This is a genomic window from Halomonas sp. AOP43-A1-21 (assembly GCF_052376775.1).
Classification (GTDB): domain Bacteria; phylum Pseudomonadota; class Gammaproteobacteria; order Pseudomonadales; family Halomonadaceae; genus Vreelandella; species Vreelandella colorata.
Map to the genome: position 1 here is coordinate 125,394 of NZ_JBQSWC010000004.1, position 17,799 is coordinate 143,192.

At 60.4% G+C, this 17,799-nt stretch carries 15 protein-coding genes and 1 CRISPR repeat array (1 of these 16 cut by a window edge); of the genes, 12 read left to right on the plus strand and 3 right to left on the minus strand.

Features of this window, described 5'->3' with window-relative positions:
* Positions 1-104: 104 nt before the first annotated feature.
* From ACT3R7_RS03980 to menH, 4 genes are all read left to right on the plus strand, one after another.
* Complete coding sequence (locus ACT3R7_RS03980) at positions 105-596, plus strand: DoxX family protein (RefSeq protein ID WP_193091094.1); 492 nt, start codon at positions 105-107, stop codon at positions 594-596.
* A gap of 50 nt (positions 597-646) precedes the next feature.
* Positions 647-1,975: an isochorismate synthase gene (locus tag ACT3R7_RS03985; RefSeq protein WP_193091093.1), complete on the plus strand. Its 1,329-nt coding sequence runs from the start codon at positions 647-649 to the stop codon at positions 1,973-1,975.
* A gap of 75 nt (positions 1,976-2,050) precedes the next feature.
* Positions 2,051-3,730 carry a 2-succinyl-5-enolpyruvyl-6-hydroxy-3-cyclohexene-1-carboxylic-acid synthase gene (gene menD / locus ACT3R7_RS03990; protein WP_496198838.1) on the plus strand — a complete coding sequence of 560 codons (1,680 nt, stop codon included), beginning with the start codon at positions 2,051-2,053 and terminating at the stop codon, positions 3,728-3,730.
* A gap of 1 nt (position 3,731) precedes the next feature.
* Positions 3,732-4,511 carry a 2-succinyl-6-hydroxy-2,4-cyclohexadiene-1-carboxylate synthase gene (gene menH, locus ACT3R7_RS03995; RefSeq protein WP_318782728.1) on the plus strand — a complete coding sequence of 260 codons (780 nt, stop codon included), beginning with the start codon at positions 3,732-3,734 and terminating at the stop codon, positions 4,509-4,511.
* 11 nt (positions 4,512-4,522) lie between these two features.
* On the opposite strand, the gene ACT3R7_RS04000 is transcribed toward menH, so the two are convergent.
* Positions 4,523-5,971: an anion permease gene (locus ACT3R7_RS04000; protein WP_319643912.1), complete on the minus strand. Its 1,449-nt coding sequence runs from the start codon at positions 5,969-5,971 to the stop codon at positions 4,523-4,525.
* 313 nt (positions 5,972-6,284) lie between these two features.
* Here ACT3R7_RS04000 and frdA point away from each other — a divergent pair, with 313 nt between their 5' ends.
* From frdA to menE, 7 genes are read left to right on the plus strand one after another with little or no spacing between them, the layout of a single operon-like run.
* Positions 6,285-8,072 carry a fumarate reductase (quinol) flavoprotein subunit gene (gene frdA / locus ACT3R7_RS04005; protein ID WP_192536601.1) on the plus strand — a complete coding sequence of 596 codons (1,788 nt, stop codon included), beginning with the start codon at positions 6,285-6,287 and terminating at the stop codon, positions 8,070-8,072.
* The gene (locus ACT3R7_RS04010; protein WP_192536600.1) at positions 8,069-8,836 is read left to right on the plus strand and encodes a succinate dehydrogenase/fumarate reductase iron-sulfur subunit; all 768 of its coding nucleotides are present in this window, start codon (positions 8,069-8,071) and stop codon (positions 8,834-8,836) included. Before frdA ends, ACT3R7_RS04010 begins: the two co-directional genes overlap by 4 nt.
* A complete protein-coding gene (locus tag ACT3R7_RS04015; RefSeq protein WP_192536599.1) occupies positions 8,829-9,224 on the plus strand; it encodes a succinate dehydrogenase/fumarate reductase transmembrane subunit in 396 nt (131 codons plus the stop codon). The genes ACT3R7_RS04010 and ACT3R7_RS04015 overlap by 8 nt, the downstream gene beginning before the upstream one ends.
* Positions 9,225-9,226: 2 nt before the next feature.
* The gene (frdD, locus tag ACT3R7_RS04020) at positions 9,227-9,634 is read left to right on the plus strand and encodes a fumarate reductase subunit FrdD (RefSeq protein ID WP_192536598.1); all 408 of its coding nucleotides are present in this window, start codon (positions 9,227-9,229) and stop codon (positions 9,632-9,634) included.
* A 40-nt stretch (positions 9,635-9,674) separates the two neighbouring features.
* Positions 9,675-10,535 carry a 1,4-dihydroxy-2-naphthoyl-CoA synthase gene (menB, locus tag ACT3R7_RS04025; protein WP_192536597.1) on the plus strand — a complete coding sequence of 287 codons (861 nt, stop codon included), beginning with the start codon at positions 9,675-9,677 and terminating at the stop codon, positions 10,533-10,535.
* The gene (gene menC / locus ACT3R7_RS04030; RefSeq protein WP_192536596.1) at positions 10,535-11,476 is read left to right on the plus strand and encodes an o-succinylbenzoate synthase; all 942 of its coding nucleotides are present in this window, start codon (positions 10,535-10,537) and stop codon (positions 11,474-11,476) included. The genes menB and menC overlap by 1 nt, the downstream gene beginning before the upstream one ends.
* 31 nt (positions 11,477-11,507) lie before the next feature.
* Positions 11,508-12,926 carry an o-succinylbenzoate--CoA ligase gene (menE, locus tag ACT3R7_RS04035; RefSeq protein ID WP_192536595.1) on the plus strand — a complete coding sequence of 473 codons (1,419 nt, stop codon included), beginning with the start codon at positions 11,508-11,510 and terminating at the stop codon, positions 12,924-12,926.
* 109 nt (positions 12,927-13,035) lie between these two features.
* On the opposite strand, the gene ACT3R7_RS04040 is transcribed toward menE, so the two are convergent.
* Together ACT3R7_RS04040 and ACT3R7_RS04045 are read right to left on the minus strand one after the other, a co-directional pair.
* Positions 13,036-13,893 (minus strand): PhzF family phenazine biosynthesis protein, encoded by an 858-nt coding sequence (locus ACT3R7_RS04040; RefSeq protein WP_192536594.1) that lies wholly within the window; start codon positions 13,891-13,893, stop codon positions 13,036-13,038.
* Positions 13,890-14,081: a DUF1127 domain-containing protein gene (locus ACT3R7_RS04045; RefSeq protein ID WP_192536593.1), complete on the minus strand. Its 192-nt coding sequence runs from the start codon at positions 14,079-14,081 to the stop codon at positions 13,890-13,892. The genes ACT3R7_RS04040 and ACT3R7_RS04045 overlap by 4 nt, the downstream gene beginning before the upstream one ends.
* Positions 14,082-14,237: 156 nt before the next feature.
* Between ACT3R7_RS04045 and ACT3R7_RS04050 the strand changes: the two genes are divergently transcribed.
* Positions 14,238-15,671, plus strand: coding sequence for an aminotransferase-like domain-containing protein (locus ACT3R7_RS04050; protein ID WP_192536592.1), 1,434 nt, complete (start codon positions 14,238-14,240; stop codon positions 15,669-15,671).
* 252 nt (positions 15,672-15,923) lie between these two features.
* Positions 15,924-17,799: a CRISPR direct-repeat array (repeat unit 29 nt; unit sequence CCGTTCCCCACAGGCGTGGGGATGAACCG); it runs 229 nt beyond the window's last position.

The following is a 17,799-nucleotide window of genomic DNA, read 5'->3' on the forward strand; positions in this document are numbered from 1 at the left end:
TCTCTATGTATAATTAAGTGCTAAAAAGTAGACTTAAGTCAAAAAAAGCCGACGTGCTTTCCCCCACACTACTGGCATTCCCCCTCTAATGTGGAGCCTACGGGATGATCAGCGACTTATTTAGAACAAACAAATATGCAGCTTTTGTCTGGCTAGTATTGCGCCTCTATCTGGGTATTACCTGGCTAACGCTGGGGATTGGCAAAATGACCAGCGGCTTTGATGCTCAGGGCTTTTTGAGTAATGCGGTTGCCAACCCTGTAATGCGTGAAGGCAGCATGGTTTATCCTAACTACGTTGCCTTTCTAGACAACGTCGCGCTGCCTTATGCCGATATTATCAATGTCGTTATTCCGTTCGGCGAGGTTCTGGTAGGGCTTGGGCTGATTGTTGGCGTCCTGACCTCCTATGCGGCTTTTTTCGCCATTGTGATGAACATGTCCTTCTTGATGGCGGGCACCGTCTCGGCCAACCCGTGGATGATCGCGCTGACCTTCTTCTTGCTAGTGGCAGGCGCCAATGCCGGTCGCTTTGGCGGAGACCGCTGGGTGCTGCCCTATATCAGAAACAAAATAGTACGCGATCGGCACGCCTGAACCATGCTTACAGCATTGTGAAATGGGTATTTTGAGGAAGTAAGCGTGACATGACGGAATTGGCAACCCCCGTGGTAATACTCAAGCAACGGCTGGATGAGCTTTGTATTGAGCAGCCGCAGGGATTTATACGGCTGAGCACGCCCTGCCAGATAGAGCATTTAATAGGCTGGCTGAATGTGCAGAGCGTGTTCCCGCGCCTTTACTGGAAAGCTCGCGAGCTTGATGCGCCCGAGTACGCAATGGTCGGCGTGGTCAAAGCGCTGGACTCGCTAGCGGCGTTGCACAGCGACCAATACGCGCTGGCGGCCCACCCGGGAGAGCAGCCCGACTATTTCGGTGGTATGGCCTTTGACCCTACTACGCCGGGGTGGGCGAACTTCAACCACTGCTACTTTTTGCTGCCGCGCATAGAACTCAAGCGCTGTGAGCAAGGGACAATGCTGTCACTCAACCTGCGCTTCGATGACCGCGATCGTGAACAAGAGTTGGCTGATGCCCATGCGGCGCTTGATGCGCTAAATCCGCCCAGGCCACTTTCACCACTTTTGCCGCTTTCCCTGGAACGTAACGACTGTCCTTCTCGGGAAGAGTGGGCAGCACAGGTAAGCCGGGTGACCCAGCCAGACCAATTGTGTAGAACCCCCAAGGTGGTTCTTTCGCGGGAAACATGCCTACGCAGTTCTGAAATACCCAGCCCTTGGGCGCTACTGTCACACTGGCAGGCAGGGGCTGCTGACTGTTTCCAGTTGGGTATCCAGTTCACACCCCATGAAGCGTTTATTGGCTGCCCTCCGGAGCGGCTTTACAGGCGCAAAGGTTCTCACTTGGCTAGCGAGGCACTGGCTGGGACGACGCCTCGCGGGCGCACAGCCCAGCAAGATGGTGAACTTGCCATCAGGCTGCTTTCAGATACCAAGAACGGCCTGGAAAATCGGTGCGTGTATCAACAGCTGCTGAGCCAGCTTGAACCGCTTTCGCATCGGATCGACATGGGCGAGGCACATATTGTCACGCTGCGCTCGGTGCTGCACATTCGCCGCCTGATTCACGCCAAGCTACACCCTGAAGTGAGCGACCGGCAACTACTCGAAACCTTGCCTCCAACGCCAGCCGTCGGAGGCGTACCCCGTCAGGCGGCGTTGGCCTTCATCCGCCAGCATGAGCACCACCGGCGCGGCTGGTACGCGGGTGTCTTTGGTCGAATCAGCCACGCCAGCAGTGACCTGGCAGTGGCCATTCGCTGTGCCCATGTCGGTAAAGACTCGATTCGGCTCTACGCCGGTGCGGGGATCGTGAAAGGTTCTGAACCAGACGCGGAGTGGCGCGAGCTGGATAGTAAAATTGCCGATATCATGACGCTTTTGGGAATGGGGTAAGACATGACCGCGCCTGCTTCAATGCCTGGCTTTGCAACGCATCACGCCACCTTCAATCACCTCTGGGCTGCGCTGATGCTGGAGGAGCTTTATCGCCTGGGAGTGCGCGATGTCGTGCTGGCGCCGGGTTCGCGCTCGGCCCCGTTGACGGCGGCGGCCAGCGAACATGCGGGGCTAAACTGCCACTGCCATTTCGACGAACGCGGGCTTGGCTTTCTCGCGCTCGGCATGGCCCGGGGCAGCCATCGGCCGGTCGTGATCATCACGACCTCGGGGACGGCGGTCGCCAATCTCTATCCGGCGATCGTGGAAGCCAAATTGACCGGCGTGCCGCTGGTGGTGCTCTCCGCCGACCGGCCGATCGAGCTATTGGATAACGGCAGCAACCAGGCGATCGATCAGCGGGATATTTTCGCCCGCCACACGGTCGAGCACCGGGATTTGCCGCCGCCAGCCGCAGAGATGCAAGCGGCTTTTTTGCTGAGTACCATTGACCACTGTGTCGATCGACAGCGCCGCACGCCTGGGCCTATCCACATTAACTGCCGGTATCGCGAACCGCTCTACCCAGGCCGCGACTTACTCGATGCCACCCACTACCTTGCCCCGCTAGGCCGCTGGCAGGCAGGCCCCGCCCCCTGGAGTGATTGGCAGGCGCCGGTGGAAACCCCTTCACACACGAGCGCGTGCGATAGCGAGTGGGAGGTATTTTCTCGAAAGCAGGGCGTGATTGTCGTGGGCAATATCGAGGGAAGCGCGCATGCCCCCCATCAGGTAGCGAAAATCGTCGAGCTCTCCAAACAGTTGGGCTGGCCTTTATTGGCGGACCTGCAAAGCCAGATTCGCTTCGATCCGCAGAACCTGGTGTATTTCGACCTGGCCCTTCATGACCCGCAGTTTTACGAAGAGCTTGCCCAGGCCGAGGTGCTGCTGCAGTTCGGCGGGCGGCTGATTTCCAAGCGGTTGACCGGCTTTATCGCGCAAAAGCCCTGGCAGGACACCTGGCTGGTCGATCCGCTGCCGCACCGGCTCGACCCCGATTACGTTATCAAGCGCCGCTGGGTCAGCCCGCCCGACGCGTTCATTGAAGCGTTGCCCACGCCCGCCGAGCGGCCGCCCTGGCACCGGCTGGATCGCCTTCAGCGGCGCACCCGCCAGTGTGTCGAGGCGCGATGTGCTGCGTTTTCCGAACTGGGGGTGTGCCACCAATTAGCGCAACAGGCGAAAGGGCAGCTGGTGGTCGGCAATAGCCTGGTGGCGCGGCTGATGAATATGCTGGGCACCTACCGCGAAATGCCCCTGCGGGTATTCACCAATCGCGGCGCTTCCGGCATCGATGGTCTGACGGCCACGGCCTACGGCCTCAGTTGTACCCATCCAGGGCCCACCACCCTCGTGCTGGGGGACACCAGCGCCCTGCACGACCTCAACAGCCTGGCGCTGCTGAAACAGGCGGCGCACCCCTTGGTGGTGGTCATTCTCAATAACGATGGCGGCAGCATTTTTCATATGCTGCCGGTGCCCAAAGAAGGCGAGCAGCTGGAGCGCTATTTTCGCCAGCCCCACGGGCTGAACTTTGAACATGCGGCGTTGATGTTCGGGCTTGCGTACGCCGCGCCGGATTCGCTCGATGCCTTTACCGCAGCCTACCAGCAGGCCCTCGAGGTCGGCGTTACGCTGATCGAAATCAGCTTGCCTCATCAGCAGGTAGCGGATGAGCTGGCGGCCCTGGGCGTAGCGATTCGAGAGGCCTGACGTGAGCGACTCTTCCAACCATCCTTCCAGCCATTTTTCCAACCCGATCCTGATAATGCTGCATGGCCTGTTAGGCGACCGGCACGACTGGATAAAGGTCCGTGACCAGTTGGAGGGGAAGGGTATCCCGACGCTGGCACTGGACCTGCCCGGCCACGGCGAGAACCACGGCGTGCAGGTAAGCTCTTTCGACGCGTTTCATCACTGGTTGGGCGATACCTTGAACGCCCGGGGCATCGACCGCTACTGCTTGCTAGGGTATTCTCTGGGCGGGCGGCTGGCGCTTTATCACGCCAGCCGCCAACCGCCGGGGCTTCAGGCGCTATGGCTGGAGAGTGCCCACCCCGGGCTACCCGAAAGCGAGCGGCCGGGGCGTCTTGCGCATGATGAACGCTGGGCAATACGCTTCGAGCAGGAACCGCTTCAAAACGTGCTCGCCAACTGGTACCAGCAGCCCGTATTTGCCGATCTCTCCACCGCGGCGCGCAGCCAGCAGTGCAAGCGCCGGGGGCACAATATTGGTAAGTCCGTAGCTTGCATGTTGCGGGCCACGTCGCTGGGGCATCAGCCCTCTCAGTGGCCGTGGCTGGCGAATACCTCGTTGCCGGTCGGCTATCTGTCCGGCCTTCACGACGCCAAATTCAGCGGCCTGGCGACACGCCTGGCAGCGGCGGCGCCCCATATAGCGCATGCCCCCCTCGAAGGGGGGCACAATCTGCATTCCGAGCAGCCCGGCCAGGTCGCGCGGCAGCTGGAAAGCTGGTATCGCGCGCTCCTTTAAGGGCCCCTTGCTCAGTGGATCAGCAGCAGCCACGGAAGCCCGACCGCCAGCCAGACCACCAGAAACAGCAGACCAAAGACCGCCCCCAGCCGCCACCAAAGGCCGCTCGGCAGGTAGCCGCTGCCGTAGTAGACCGGGCTTGGGCCGGTGCCGTAAGGAGTCAGAATGCCCATGAAACCGAGCGTGGGGAGCAGCAGCAAAACGAACAGCTCCATATCCAGCCCCGCGATGCCCGAAGCCGCCGCCAGCATGACCGGCAGTAAAGCCGTCACGTGGGCGGTGACGCTGGCAAACAGGTAGTGGAGCAGATAGAAAATCACGGTGAGCGCGACCATGGCCATCACGGGGTTGAAGCCGCTGATCTGCCCGCCGACCACGCCACCGAACCAGTTGACGAACCCGACCTGGCTAAGCCCGCCGGCCAGGGCCACCAGGGTGGCAAACCAGACAAAGGTATTCCAGGCCGCGCGGTTATCGAGAATATCGTTCCAGTCGATGATGCCGGTCAGCAGCATGGCACAAATGACCACCAGGCCCACCAGGGACGCCGAAATGATATCGCCGCCGAAGATCCACAGCAGCAAGGCCGTGGCCACCATGACGACCAAAAGGATTTCATGGCGGGTCAAGCGTCCCAGCTTGGCCAGTTCCTGGCCGGCCCAGTCGGAAATTTCATTACCCGCTTTTACCTCTGGGGCGCACAGCCAGTAGCACAGCAAGGGCACCAGGAGTAGCAGGAAAATACCCACCGGCGCGACCGCCATGAACCACTGCCCCCAGTGGATATGCAGGCCGGTGGCGCTTTCGGTCAGCGCGATGGCCAGCAGGTTGGGGGCCAGTGCGGTCAGAAACAGGGAGCTTGTGACACAGGTGGACACGATGGCCGTCCACATCAAAAAGCTGCCCATGCGCTTCATGCTGGGGTCGTTGGGGTGGGAATCATAAAGCGGCGGCAGGTTACGAATCACCGGGTAGATGGTGCCGCCGCTGCGCGCGGTGTTGGAAGGGGTAAACGGCGCCAGAATCGCATCCGCGATCATGACCGCGTAACCCAGCGTTAGGGTGCGTTTGCCCATGGATTTCACCAGCCAAAGCGAGATGCGCCGCCCCAGGCCGGTTTTCTCATAGCCAAGGGCAAACATGAAGGCGCCAAAAATCAGCCAAACGGTCGAGTTGGTGAAGCCCGAGACCGCCCAGGCGAAGGCCTGATTGGCCGCATTGAAGCCTTCCACTGCCATCTGCTCCGGCGAAAACAGTACCCATTGCGAAAGTAGCGCGGCCAGCGTCACCCCGAGTAGGCCAATGACTGCACCGGGCAGGGGCTCGAGTATCAGCCCGACCACACAGCCCAGAAAAATGGCAAAAAAGTACCACGCATGCGGTGCCAGTCCCGATGGCGCGGGTATCAAGGCAACGACGATGGCGACGAAAACGGGTGCTAACAACTTCCATAACGGCACGGGTTGAGCACGGCTGGTCATGTTGCCCTCTCTTATAGCGGGTCAGGTCAGAAAATTACCCGTAAATCATTCACGGGAGGAAAAAGTGGGGGTGAGTGGCCTCCTTGTGCGCTGCCTGAAAGACGCCGGCGCAACGTCTCGATGGGTGGAGATATGACTGTAATACGTGTGTCGCTGCCCGTTGTTTGATGTGTGTCAATAGTTCTTTAGATTGGTGCGAGATCAATACTTTGCCTTTCAGGGGTATGGTAATTTCAAACCAGAAGAGGGCGTTGTATCGGTAGTCTTTTAACCTGACCAGCGGGAGGGTGCCATGCGCCAGCAGGATTTCGATATTGTCATCGTAGGGGGCGGCGGTGCGGGGTTGCGCGCTGCGATAGGCGCGGCCGAGGCTGCCAAAGAGCAGGGCGCCTCGCAGCGCATCGCAATGCTTTCCAAGGTCTATCCCATGCGCTCGCATACCGTAGCCGCCGAAGGTGGCGCGGCGGCGGTTACCAGCAGCGACGACACTCACCAGGCACACTTCGATGACACCGTCTCCGGCGGCGACTGGCTGGTCGAGCAGGGCGTGGTGGACTATTTCGTTCATCATGCCTACCAGGAGCTGGTGCAGATGGAGCGCTGGGGCTGCCCCTGGAGTCGTAAGGACGACGGCCAAGTGCAGGTGCGCCGTTTTGGTGGCATGAAAACCGCCCGCACCTGGTTTGCCGCGGATAAAACCGGCTTTCACATGCTGCATACGCTCTTTCAGACCTCGCTCAAATACCCGGAGATCGAGCGCTTTGATGAGTATTTCGTGCTCGACCTGGCCGTTCACGAAGGCGCGGTCATCGGCGTCATTGCGCTGCAAATCGCGACCGGCGAGCTGACCCTGCTGCGCGCCAAGGCAGTGATTCTGGCCACCGGCGGCGCCGGGCGCCTGTTTCGCTTCAATACCAATGCGGGCATCGTCACCGGCGACGGCATGGCGATGGCCTACCGCCACGGCGTGGCGCTGCGCGATATGGAGTTCGTGCAGTACCACCCTACCGGGTTGCCCGGTTCCGGCATTCTGATTACCGAAGCGTGCCGCGGCGAAGGCGGGATTCTTCTTAATAAGGACGGCTACCGTTACTTGCAGGATTACGGCCTGGGCCCGGAAACACCGCTGGGCCAACCGGAAAACAAGTACATGGAGCTGGGCCCGCGGGACAAGCTTTCCCAGGCGTTTTGGCAGGAGCAGCAGGCCGGGCGCACCGGCAAGTTCGGCGACAGCGACGTGGTGTATCTCGACCTTCGCCACCTGGGTGAGAAAACCATCCTCGAGCGCCTGCCGTTCATCTGCGAGCTGGCCAAATCCTATATCAACGTCGACCCGGTGAAGGAACCCATCCCCATTCGCCCCGCCGTTCACTACACCATGGGCGGGATCGAAACCAACCCGCAGTGCGAAACCTCGATCACTGGGCTCTATGCCGCAGGGGAGTGTGCCTCGGTCGGCTTGCATGGCGCCAATCGGCTGGGCTCCAACTCGCTCACCGAACTGCTGGTGTTTGGCCGCCTGGCCGGTGAACAGGCAAGCCGGCGTGCGGCACACACCGAGTGGGCCGATAGCGCTCTTCTACACGCCCAGGCCGAGCGCCAACAGGCCACGCTTGCGCGCCTTTGCGATGGCAACCGCAGCGGCGAGAACTGGGTGGATCTCAAGCACGCCATGGTGCAGGCCATGGAAAGCGGCTGTGGTATCTACCGCACCGAGGAAAGCATGGCCCAGGCGTTGGCACAAATTCGAAAGCTGCGCGCGCGCTACCGCGAGATTCGCGTCAACGATGCCAGCAAGATATTCAATACCGAGCTTTTGGAGTGCCTCGAGCTTGGGTGTGGACTGGATATCGCCGAAGCCTCGTGCCTTGGTGCCCTGGAGCGGCGTGAATCCCGCGGTGCCCACCAGCGTCTGGACGAAGGGATGCAAACGCGGGACGACGTTAACTACCTCAAGCACAGCCAGGTATTTTATCAAGGCGAGGCGCCTGCCAGGCTGCACTGGCAGGAGGTCGATGTACGCTTTTCCGCCCCGGCAGAACGGGCCTATGGGGACGCCGGTAAAGGGGACAAGGTATGAACAAGACCATCAGCGTTAAGCGCTACGTACCCGATAACGCGGCGGAGTCCTACTGGCAGGCCTTTGAGCTGCCGGTTGATGACAGCACGTCGCTACTGGACGCCCTCAACCATATAAAAGAGCAGTTGGATAGCACGCTGAGCTACCGCTGGTCGTGTCGCATGGCGATCTGCGGCTCCTGTGGGGTGATGGTGAACGGCATTCCCAAGCTCGGCTGCAAAACCTTTTTGCGCGATTATGACGGCGAGATCCGTATCGAGCCGCTCGCCCACTTTCCGGTACAGCGCGACCTGGTCGTGGACATGGAGATCTTTCTCGAGCACCTGGCGGCGGTGAAGCCCTATCTAATCGATGACGACCCGGTCAAACCCTTCGACCCCCAAGCGCCGGAAACCTATCGCCAGTCGCCGGCGCAGTTGGCCCGCTACAAGCAGTTCGCCAACTGCATCAACTGCGGGCTCTGCTACTCGGCGTGCCCGCAGTTCGGGCTCAACCCGGAGTTTCGGGGCCCGGCGGCGATCGCGCTGGCCCACCGTTACAACCAGGACAGCCGCGACCACGGCAAAAAGCAGCGTATGGCGGAGCTTAACCGCCACGAGGGCGTGTGGAGCTGCACCTTTGTCGGCTTTTGCTCGAAGGTGTGCCCGAAGCACGTCGACCCCGCTGCGGCGGTGAACCAGGGCAAGGTCGAAGCGGCCAAGCATACCTTGATCGCCTTGTTCAAAGGCGATGAGATGAACGGCGAGGGGAAGGCGCATGAATAAAACATCATCGCAACGCTTGCCGCCACTGAAACGCAACTGGTGGCTAAAGCATCGGTTTTTCAAACTTTATATGCTGCGCGAAGCCACGGTTTTGCCGCTGGTGTTTTTTCTGCTTTGTTTGATGGCGGGAATGGTGGCGCTCGTTCAGGGGGCGGATAGCTGGCAGGGCTGGGTGGGCTTCATGGGCTCGCCGGTGGTGCTGGCGCTGAACCTTCTGGCGCTTGCCGCCAGCCTTTATCACGCCGCCACGTTCTTTGTGCTGTTTCCACGGGTCATGCCGCTGCGCATCGCTGGCCGCAGCCTGCCTGACAACATGATCGTGGCGGGGCAGTGGGCAGGCGTGGTGGTCGTCGCGCTGCTGTTCTTCTGGTTATTGGGGAGGGCCTGAATATGAGCAAGCAAGCCATGAGTAAACCCGGCAGCCCACAGGCGGCATCCCACCAACAAGCCTTCGATGAGCCGCTTTGGTGGGGGCTTTTCAGCGCGGGCGGCGTCTGTTTTGCGGTCCTTTTGCCCGCCGTCATCCTGTTTATTGGCGTTTTGTTGCCGCTTGGGCTGCTGCCCGCCGACGCGCTAAGCTACGAGCGGGCCACGGCGCTACTGTTCAGCGTACCGGGCTTTTTGTTTGTCGGCGCAGTGGTGTGCCTGCCGCTCTTTCATGCCGCTCACCGGCTGCGCCATGGCCTGTTCGATATAAGCGTGGGCCGCGACGGCTTCAACAAGAAACTGATGTACGGCGCGGCTGCGCTGCTGAGTATGCTGGCATTAGGCCTGGTGGTGGCCGGTATGCTGAGCTGACCGGGACGCAGAACGCCTTAACCGATTAAAAGAGACTGACATGATTGACGGACTGACTGAATCAGAACTCTATGCCCCCATCGCGTGGCAGGACGACTCCGCAGACTACCAGGATATTCTGTATCACACCTCGAGCGAGGGCGTGGCTCGTATCACCATCAACCGCCCCGAGGTGCGCAACGCCTTTCGCCCGCAAACGGTCAATGAAATGGCCCAGGCACTCAACCGCGCCCGCCACGACAGCGCTATCGGCGCCATTCTACTCACCGGCGCCGGTGATAAAGCGTTCTGCTCCGGCGGCGACCAGCGCATTCGCGGTGACTATGGCGGCTACCAGGACGAAGAGGGTACCCATCACCTCAACGTGCTGGATTTCCAGCGTGATATTCGTACCTGCCCCAAGCCAGTCGTCGCCATGGTGGCGGGCTACGCCATCGGCGGTGGCCACGTGCTGCACCTGATGTGTGACTTGACCATTGCCGCCGATAACGCGGTATTTGGCCAGACCGGCCCCAAGGTTGGCTCGTTTGATGGTGGCTACGGCGCCTCGTACCTGGCCCGTATTGTCGGTCAGAAAAAGGCCCGGGAAATCTGGTTTCTGTGCCGTCAGTATAGCGCCGCCCAGGCCCTCGACATGGGGTTGGTCAACCACGTCGTACCGCTTGCCGAGCTCGAAAAAGAGAGTGTTCGCTGGTGCCGCGAGATGCTCCAGCACAGCCCTATGGCGCTGCGCTGCCTGAAAGCCTCGCTCAATGCCGACTGCGACGGCCAGGCCGGGCTTCAGGAGCTGGCCGGTAACGCCACCATGCTCTACTACATGACCGAAGAGGGCCAGGAGGGGCGTAACGCGTTCAACGAAAAACGCCGCCCGGATTTCTCTCGCTATCCGCGTAACCCCTGATGCAGCTGTCGCTTTACCGCTACTCCCTCCCGTTGCGCCAGCCGCTGATGTTTAAAGGGCATAGGCTCAAGAACCGGGAAGGGCTGCTGGTTTCCATCAATGGGCAATGGGGCGAGGTCGCGCCGCTGCCTGGCTTCTCGATGGAAACCCTGGCGGAAGCAGAAGCGGAAAGCCTTGCCTGCCTGGCTGCATTAAAGCGCGGCGACACCACCTGCCCGGCGCTACCGTCGGTGCAGTTCGGGTTCGACTGCGCCCAGCGCGCGTGGCCCGCTGATCTTCCTGACCCTTTGCCAGCCTATCCGCTGCTTCAGGGCACGCCCGCGTCTCTGATGCCGTCGCTTTCAGCCTCCCATTGGCAGGCGTCGCCGCCGAAAAGACTCAAGCTCAAGGTGGCACGCTACGCCATGGCAGAGGAACTGGCGCTGATCGAACAGCTTGGCAAGCACTTCCCCACCACCCAACTGATTCTGGATGCCAACGGAGGCTGGACACGGGCAGACGCCCAGCGCTTCTGCGAGCGCCTGACGCTGGAACAGATTGACTACCTGGAAGAGCCTTGTGCTAGCTTTGCTGACACGATCGCGGTCGCGGAAGCCACGGGGGTGGGCGTGGCGCTGGATGAAACGCTTTCCCGCGGAGCCGCGTGGCACTGCCACCCGCAGCTAAAAGCGCTGGTCATCAAGCCTACGTTAATCGGCTCGCTAAATGCCTGCGAAGCACTCGTTCAGCGAGCAAGCGAAGGCAACCTGCGTGTGGTGATTTCCTCGAGCTTTGAATCCGATCTGGGCCTTGGACTGCTGGGCCGGTTAGCCAGCCAGTGGGCGCCCAATGAACCGCCGGGGCTGGACACAGGCCACTGGCTGACGGCGCGGGTTACCCATGTCTCGGGAGAAGTAATGACACACTCACTGCGCTGCCTCTATCGGGCCTCGTCGATATAAACCCTCATAGCCATCAACAGGAGCACTCAGCGTGATCGATACCTGCCCCATACACTTTTGGGCTAAAGAGACCCCTGAGAAAATCGCCATAGAGGCTGGCTCTGTATGCCTTGATTATCGCACGCTCGATCGCCGCGTAGCGTCGTTAGCACAGCAGCTGGCGCGGCAAGGGTTCGTGGCCGGGGATCGACTAGTGGTTCCCGCCAAAGGCTCGCTTGATTCCTTGCTGCTCGCCTGGGCTTGCCTACGCGCCGGGCTGATTTTCTGTCCGCTCAATCCCGCGTTTCCCGTAACCCAGCAGTTGGGTCTGGCCAAGCGACTTCAGGCTGATCGCGTCTGCCAACCGGAGAGTGACCATGCTTATCCCTCGGAGCTTGTGCCGGTCATTCTCGATTTTCTCTCAGAAACCGAGGTGAGCTCGTCGCCGGTGCTTGATGGCAATCAGCTGTGCAACACGATCTTTACCTCCGGCTCCAGCGGTACGCCCAAGGCGGTGCTCCATCGTGTGGGCAATCACCTGGCGTCGGCGCGTGGCTCGGCGTCGTTTATCCCCGTCGATCAGGACAGTGGCTGGCTGCTCTCGCTGCCGTTATTTCATATCGGTGGCTACGCTATCGCGTTTCGCGTCTTTCTCGCCGGCGGGCGGGTGATTCTCGATGATGCGCCGCATACGTTGTCTGCGCGTCTTGAGCAGCAGTCGATCACCCATCTGTCACTGGTGCCCACCCAGCTTTGGCGGTTGCTGCAAGCGGGTTTTACACCCCAGCGCACACAGCTGCGCGAATTGCTGCTGGGCGGCGCGGCGATTCCTGCGCCGCTGGTGGCCAAAATGACCGCGCTGGGGCTGACACCGAAGGTCAGCTATGGGCTGTCCGAGATGGCCAGCCAGGTCTGCACCGGTATCCCGGCAGCACCTGGCGTTGTGGGCGCGCCGCTACCGGGTCGCGAGGTGAGAGTGGATGAAGGAGAGATACAGGTGCGGGGTGACACCCTGTTCAGCGGCTATCTGAATAACGGCGTGGTTGATTCGGCCCTCAACGATGAAGGCTGGTTTGCCACCCGCGACAAGGGTCATTTTACTCCGCAAGGCGCGCTGGTAGTGGAAGGGCGGCTCGATAACGCCTTTATTTCCGGTGGTGAAAATATCCAGCCGGAAGCTATTGAACAGCGTCTGGTCGATCACCCTGGTATCGCTCAGGCATTAGTGGTGCCGGTGCCCCATAGTGAGTGGGGCGAGCGACCGGTGGCGTTTATCGATTGGCACCATGAACCCGTGTCGGAACGCACGCTAGGTGCCTGGGTACGCGAAGCGCTACCCGGCTTCATGGTGCCGGATGCTTGGCTTGCCTGGCCTGAGGGCGTGGGGTTCAAACCCTCGCGCAAGCAGTTTGCTGAGCTGGCGCGAGGGCAGATCAATCCTCTATTGAGTGGTGTCCTCCGCGGTAGGTAGGTAGGTAGTGCTTCATGGCCGAGGTCGCGAACATGCGGGGTTGGATTGAAAGTAGATAGCTTAGCCTCGTCGACCGCTGAAAGCGGCTTGGCGGGTGGGCAAACGAGTATCAATCCCTTAGGTAAATCTCCCCCTTACCCACCAGCACGGCGTTGCCGCCCACCTGAACCCGCTCGCCATCCATGGCGGTTTCAATCACGCTGGGCCGACCCATTTCCACTCCCTGATGAATCATCCAGCGCTTGGCTTCACCTGTGGTTGCCAGGTAACCGCTCAGCGCCGCCGCCGCGCTCCCGGTCGCCGGGTCTTCGCAAAGGCCATGCTCTCTTGAGAACATGCGGCTGCGAAGCACGGTTTCTGCACCGCCCGATGACTCGGCCACATACAGGTATACCTGCTCGGCACCGCTGGGCGTCACCGTGTTGGCCCACTCGGCCCCAGATATGTGTATGTTTTGCAGAGCCGTGAGATCGCCAAGCTCAACCAAGTGAAAAGCCAACCCACAGGAAGAAATGACGGGTGTGCCGACGACCTGATGGCGTTGCAGGCCGAGTAGGGCCGCGGCGCTGGATTGGTCCAGTGGACTTGAGCTGATACTGGCGGGCCGGGCAGTGGTGAAAGTGGCTTTACGGTCCGAAAAGCTGACGAGCAGCTCGCCGACCGGCGGTTGTAGAATCAGCGTCTGCTCGCGGTTTACCAGGCCAAGCTCGGCCAGCAGTTGCGCGGTGCCTACGGTGGGGTGGCCGGCAAAATCGAGCTCCTGCGTTGGCGTGAAGATGCGCATCGGGTAGTGGTTGGCCGCGCTTGCCGCGCCAAGAAATACCGTTTCCGCCAGATTAAGCTCACGGGCCACGGCCTGCATGGTCGCGGTTTCAAGGCTGTCGGCTTCCAGAAAGACCGCTAGCTGATTGCCTGCAAACGGTGTATCGGTAAACACATCCAGAAGGTAGTACTCGGCGCGGTTCATGAACGCTCCTTGTTGAACGTTGTGTGTTGCCAGAAGGTTCTCCGGCCCTCTTGATGGGCCTGGGCGCGGCTGATGCCGATATCCTTGAGCAAGCGGTCATCGAGTGTCAGTAACTGGCGGCGGCTGCGGCGACATTCACGGTAACAGCGCAGCCGGTAGCGAAGCTGAGCGAGACTGAAACGGGGCATGGTGATCTCTCCGATGGTTGGCCATTTCAGGTTACTCAGTAAGTGATTCATGATACAGATATAGGATTATGTATTTCAGGGATACAGATAGCCTATGTTGTGCCGCTGTATGCTTGTTTTAGCCATCAACTGTATGGCGTCAAGAGAGGAAAAGCCATGACGCGCTATGAAGAGGTCGGCGCTGTATTGCGCGAGCGTATCGAGCACGGCATCTACCGCCCGGGGGACCGCCTGCCCTCCATTCGCGCCGTCTGCCTTGAAATGGAGGTGAGCATCTCGACCGCGCAAGAGGCGTATCGTCAGCTAATGGATGCAACGCTGATCGAGTCGCGGCCCAAGTCGGGCTACTTCGTGCTACCTGGCCGGGCGCCGTCGGTACTGCCTTCGATATCCCGCCCGGCTCAGCGGCCGCTGGATGTGTCGCAGTGGGACCAGGTGCTGGAACTCGTCGCCACCCAGCGTGACGACAACCGGCTTTTGCTCGGGCGCGGTGTGCCCAATCTTGAGTATGCGTCGCTCAGGCCACTGTCCAAAATTCTGGGTGGGTTGCACAGAAGTGTCGATCTGCATGGCTTCAACTACGACAAACTAAGCGGCAGCCCCGAGCTTCGCCAGCAGGTGGCCAAGCTTGCCGTGGCATCAGGCTGCTTGCTTCACCCGGATGATATTTTGATCACCACGGGCTGTCAGGAAGCACTTTCCATTGCGCTGCGCACCCTGACCCAGCCGGGCGATGTGGTTGCGGTTGATTCGCCGAGTTTCTACGGCACCATGCAGATATTGAAAGCCAGCGGCCTGAAGGCGCTGGAGATTCCCACCGACCCGCAAACCGGCATCAGCCTGGAAGCGCTCGAGCTTGCGCTGGAGCAGTGGCCGATCCGCGCCATTCAGGTAACGCCGACTTTCAACAATCCGCTGGGCTACACCATGCCGCCGGCGCGCAAACGCGCGCTGTTCCAGCTTGCCCAGCGTTTTGACGTAGCGATTATCGAAGACGATATCTATGGCGACCTGTCGTTTACTCAGCCCCGGCCGCCCACCATTAAATCGTTCGATGACGACGGGCGCGTACTGCTGTGCAGCGGCTTTTCCAAAACGTTGGGGCCGGGGCTGCGGGTCGGGTGGATGGCGCCGGGGCGCTACCGGGATCAGGCGCTGCACATGAAGTACGTCTCCACCGGAGCGTCGGCCACGCTGCCCCAACTGGCAGTGGCCGAGTTCGTTACCAAAGGGCACTACGAGCGCCATCTGCGCGTGGCCATTCGCCAGTATCAGCGCCAGCGCGATGTGATGATCGACTGGGTGCAACGCTACTTTCCGGAAGGCTCGGGCATCAGCTACCCGCAAGGCAGCTTTCTGCTGTGGGTGGAGCTGCCCGCTGCGGTGGACTGCGTGCGCCTCAACGAGCTCCTGGCGCAGCATGACGTGCACGTCGCCCCCGGCTCGCTGTTTTCCGCTTCCGGCAAGTTTCGCCAGTGTCTGCGCCTTAACTATGCCTTTACCCTGACGCCTGCAATTGAAACCGCGGTACGCACGGTAGGGGAATTAGCCGGCAAGATGGTGGAAGAGTCGCGGGCGTCGCTTGTCTGAAAGCGACGGAATCAGCCAGCAAGCACACCAGATGAGCGCCCTTCGCGAGTAATCCGCCGTTGACGAATGCGTATGCTATAAGAGAGGCCACGCTTCTTAAAAAACGCTGCTTGGTGCGATTTTTATAGCTTCCTGCAACGTTCTGATTTTACTGTTCTTTAATAATATTCTTTTGGTCAAAAATTGACCTGAATCGCTGGTAGATTTTCTGCTGTCTATTTTTATCTTGCAGAACAGTTATCTACAATTAGACCGTTCCCCACAGGCGTGGGGATGAACCGTGGCCGAGGCCCGACACGCCGCACGCCAAGTACCGTTCCCCACAGGCGTGGGGATGAACCGCCATGGGGATGCTGCAAGAGAGCTTCCAGGCACCGTTCCCCACAGGCGTGGGGATGAACCGCTTTTGGTGGCATTGATAATATGGCGGCTATTCCGTTCCCCACAGGCGTGGGGATGAACCGAGCTGGCGCTGGCGGCAGATCCGATATCGCAACCGTTCCCCACAGGCGTGGGGATGAACCGGCATTAATTGGATTGAGATTCGCGGCCTGTTTCCGTTCCCCACAGGCGTGGGGATGAACCTCTTAACCAGCGCATCGTATAGCTGCTGGGCCACCGTTCCCCACAGGCGTGGGGATGAACCGGCGTACGCCTTGATGAAATTCAGCAAGAGCTTCCGTTCCCCACAGGCGTGGGGATGAACCGGATTATTTTATGAGCGCCGTGATGAGTTGGGGCCGTTCCCCACAGGCGTGGGGATGAACCGCCGCCCAGCAACGTGCCGAGGCGGCGGGTATGCCGTTCCCCACAGGCGTGGGGATGAACCGCGCGGGCTGACAAAAGCAGTTCTAGCAGAGCGCCGTTCCCCACAGGCGTGGGGATGAACCGCATTACCGGGCAATCGTTAATCGCGTGATGGCCCGTTCCCCACAGGCGTGGGGATGAACCGTCAGCTTTTTCGGTTAGCCTGCCCTTAGCGTGCCGTTCCCCACAGGCGTGGGGATGAACCGTTCCCATGGTCGGCCTTGCCTCCTACGGCATGCCGTTCCCCACAGGCGTGGGGATGAACCGGTGTTCCCCGCGCAGGCGGGGATGACGCTGAGCCGTTCCCCACAGGCGTGGGGATGAACCGCCAGGTCATGATAGTAAGAGTAGCGATGAATACCGTTCCCCACAGGCGTGGGGATGAACCGTCTTTCCCGGTGAACTCATCAAACTTGCGCTGCCGTTCCCCACAGGCGTGGGGATGAACCGGTGACATTAAACAGGGATCAGGTGGGTTGCACCCGTTCCCCACAGGCGTGGGGATGAACCGCACTCTAGCCCGCTGGTCGGCAGGCAATGAATCCGTTCCCCACAGGCGTGGGGATGAACCGCACTGGCCGTAGTTGATAAAGGCGAGTGGATGCCGTTCCCCACAGGCGTGGGGATGAACCGTTTACCGAGATTGGCCGTAACTTTTGGGACGTCCGTTCCCCACAGGCGTGGGGATGAACCGTCGACTATGCTGCCCACTAGCCTCGCCTTTAGCCCGTTCCCCACAGGCGTGGGGATGAACCGAACTCAATATCCTGGCTGACGTTTTTGACAGTTCCGTTCCCCACAGGCGTGGGGATGAACCGCCCAGGAAGCGGCAGCAGCGGCAGCAAAACAGCCGTTCCCCACAGGCGTGGGGATGAACCGTGTTTGGCGCATTTCTTCGAAAGCCGCTTCCACCGTTCCCCACAGGCGTGGGGATGAACCGCGAGCCAGGAAGGCCAGCAGCGTGCCAGTTAACCGTTCCCCACAGGCGTGGGGATGAACCGCCAAGCAATGCAAGCCAAGAGCGACCAGCTAACCGTTCCCCACAGGCGTGGGGATGAACCGTAATAACGTTCTCAGCAACATGAAGCTTATAGCCGTTCCCCACAGGCGTGGGGATGAACCGGTGTTAGAAATGCTCGTTAGAGTTACTGGCGGCCGTTCCCCACAGGCGTGGGGATGAACCGTGATTGCTTTTATTGAGCATTTGCCTATTGTACCGTTCCCCACAGGCGTGGGGATGAACCGCGTCCGCTGCATTTCTTCAAATGCCGCTTCCACCGTTCCCCACAGGCGTGGGGATGAACCGCCGTGTGGCGCTTCT

Coding starts and splice junctions, on each gene's coding strand:
- ACT3R7_RS04050 (WP_192536592.1), top strand. CDS start 14,238: ATGACGCGCTATGAAGAGGTCGGCGCTGTATTGCGCGAGCGTATCGAG.
- ACT3R7_RS03980 (WP_193091094.1), top strand. CDS start 105: ATGATCAGCGACTTATTTAGAACAAACAAATATGCAGCTTTTGTCTGG.
- ACT3R7_RS04015 (WP_192536599.1), top strand. CDS start 8,829: ATGAATAAAACATCATCGCAACGCTTGCCGCCACTGAAACGCAACTGG.
- frdD (WP_192536598.1), top strand. CDS start 9,227: ATGAGCAAGCAAGCCATGAGTAAACCCGGCAGCCCACAGGCGGCATCC.
- ACT3R7_RS04010 (WP_192536600.1), top strand. CDS start 8,069: ATGAACAAGACCATCAGCGTTAAGCGCTACGTACCCGATAACGCGGCG.
- menD (WP_496198838.1), top strand. CDS start 2,051: ATGCTGGAGGAGCTTTATCGCCTGGGAGTGCGCGATGTCGTGCTGGCG.
- ACT3R7_RS04040 (WP_192536594.1), bottom strand. CDS start 13,893: ATGAACCGCGCCGAGTACTACCTTCTGGATGTGTTTACCGATACACCG.
- menC (WP_192536596.1), top strand. CDS start 10,535: ATGCAGCTGTCGCTTTACCGCTACTCCCTCCCGTTGCGCCAGCCGCTG.
- ACT3R7_RS04045 (WP_192536593.1), bottom strand. CDS start 14,081: ATGCCCCGTTTCAGTCTCGCTCAGCTTCGCTACCGGCTGCGCTGTTAC.
- menB (WP_192536597.1), top strand. CDS start 9,675: ATGATTGACGGACTGACTGAATCAGAACTCTATGCCCCCATCGCGTGG.
- frdA (WP_192536601.1), top strand. CDS start 6,285: ATGCGCCAGCAGGATTTCGATATTGTCATCGTAGGGGGCGGCGGTGCG.
- ACT3R7_RS03985 (WP_193091093.1), top strand. CDS start 647: ATGACGGAATTGGCAACCCCCGTGGTAATACTCAAGCAACGGCTGGAT.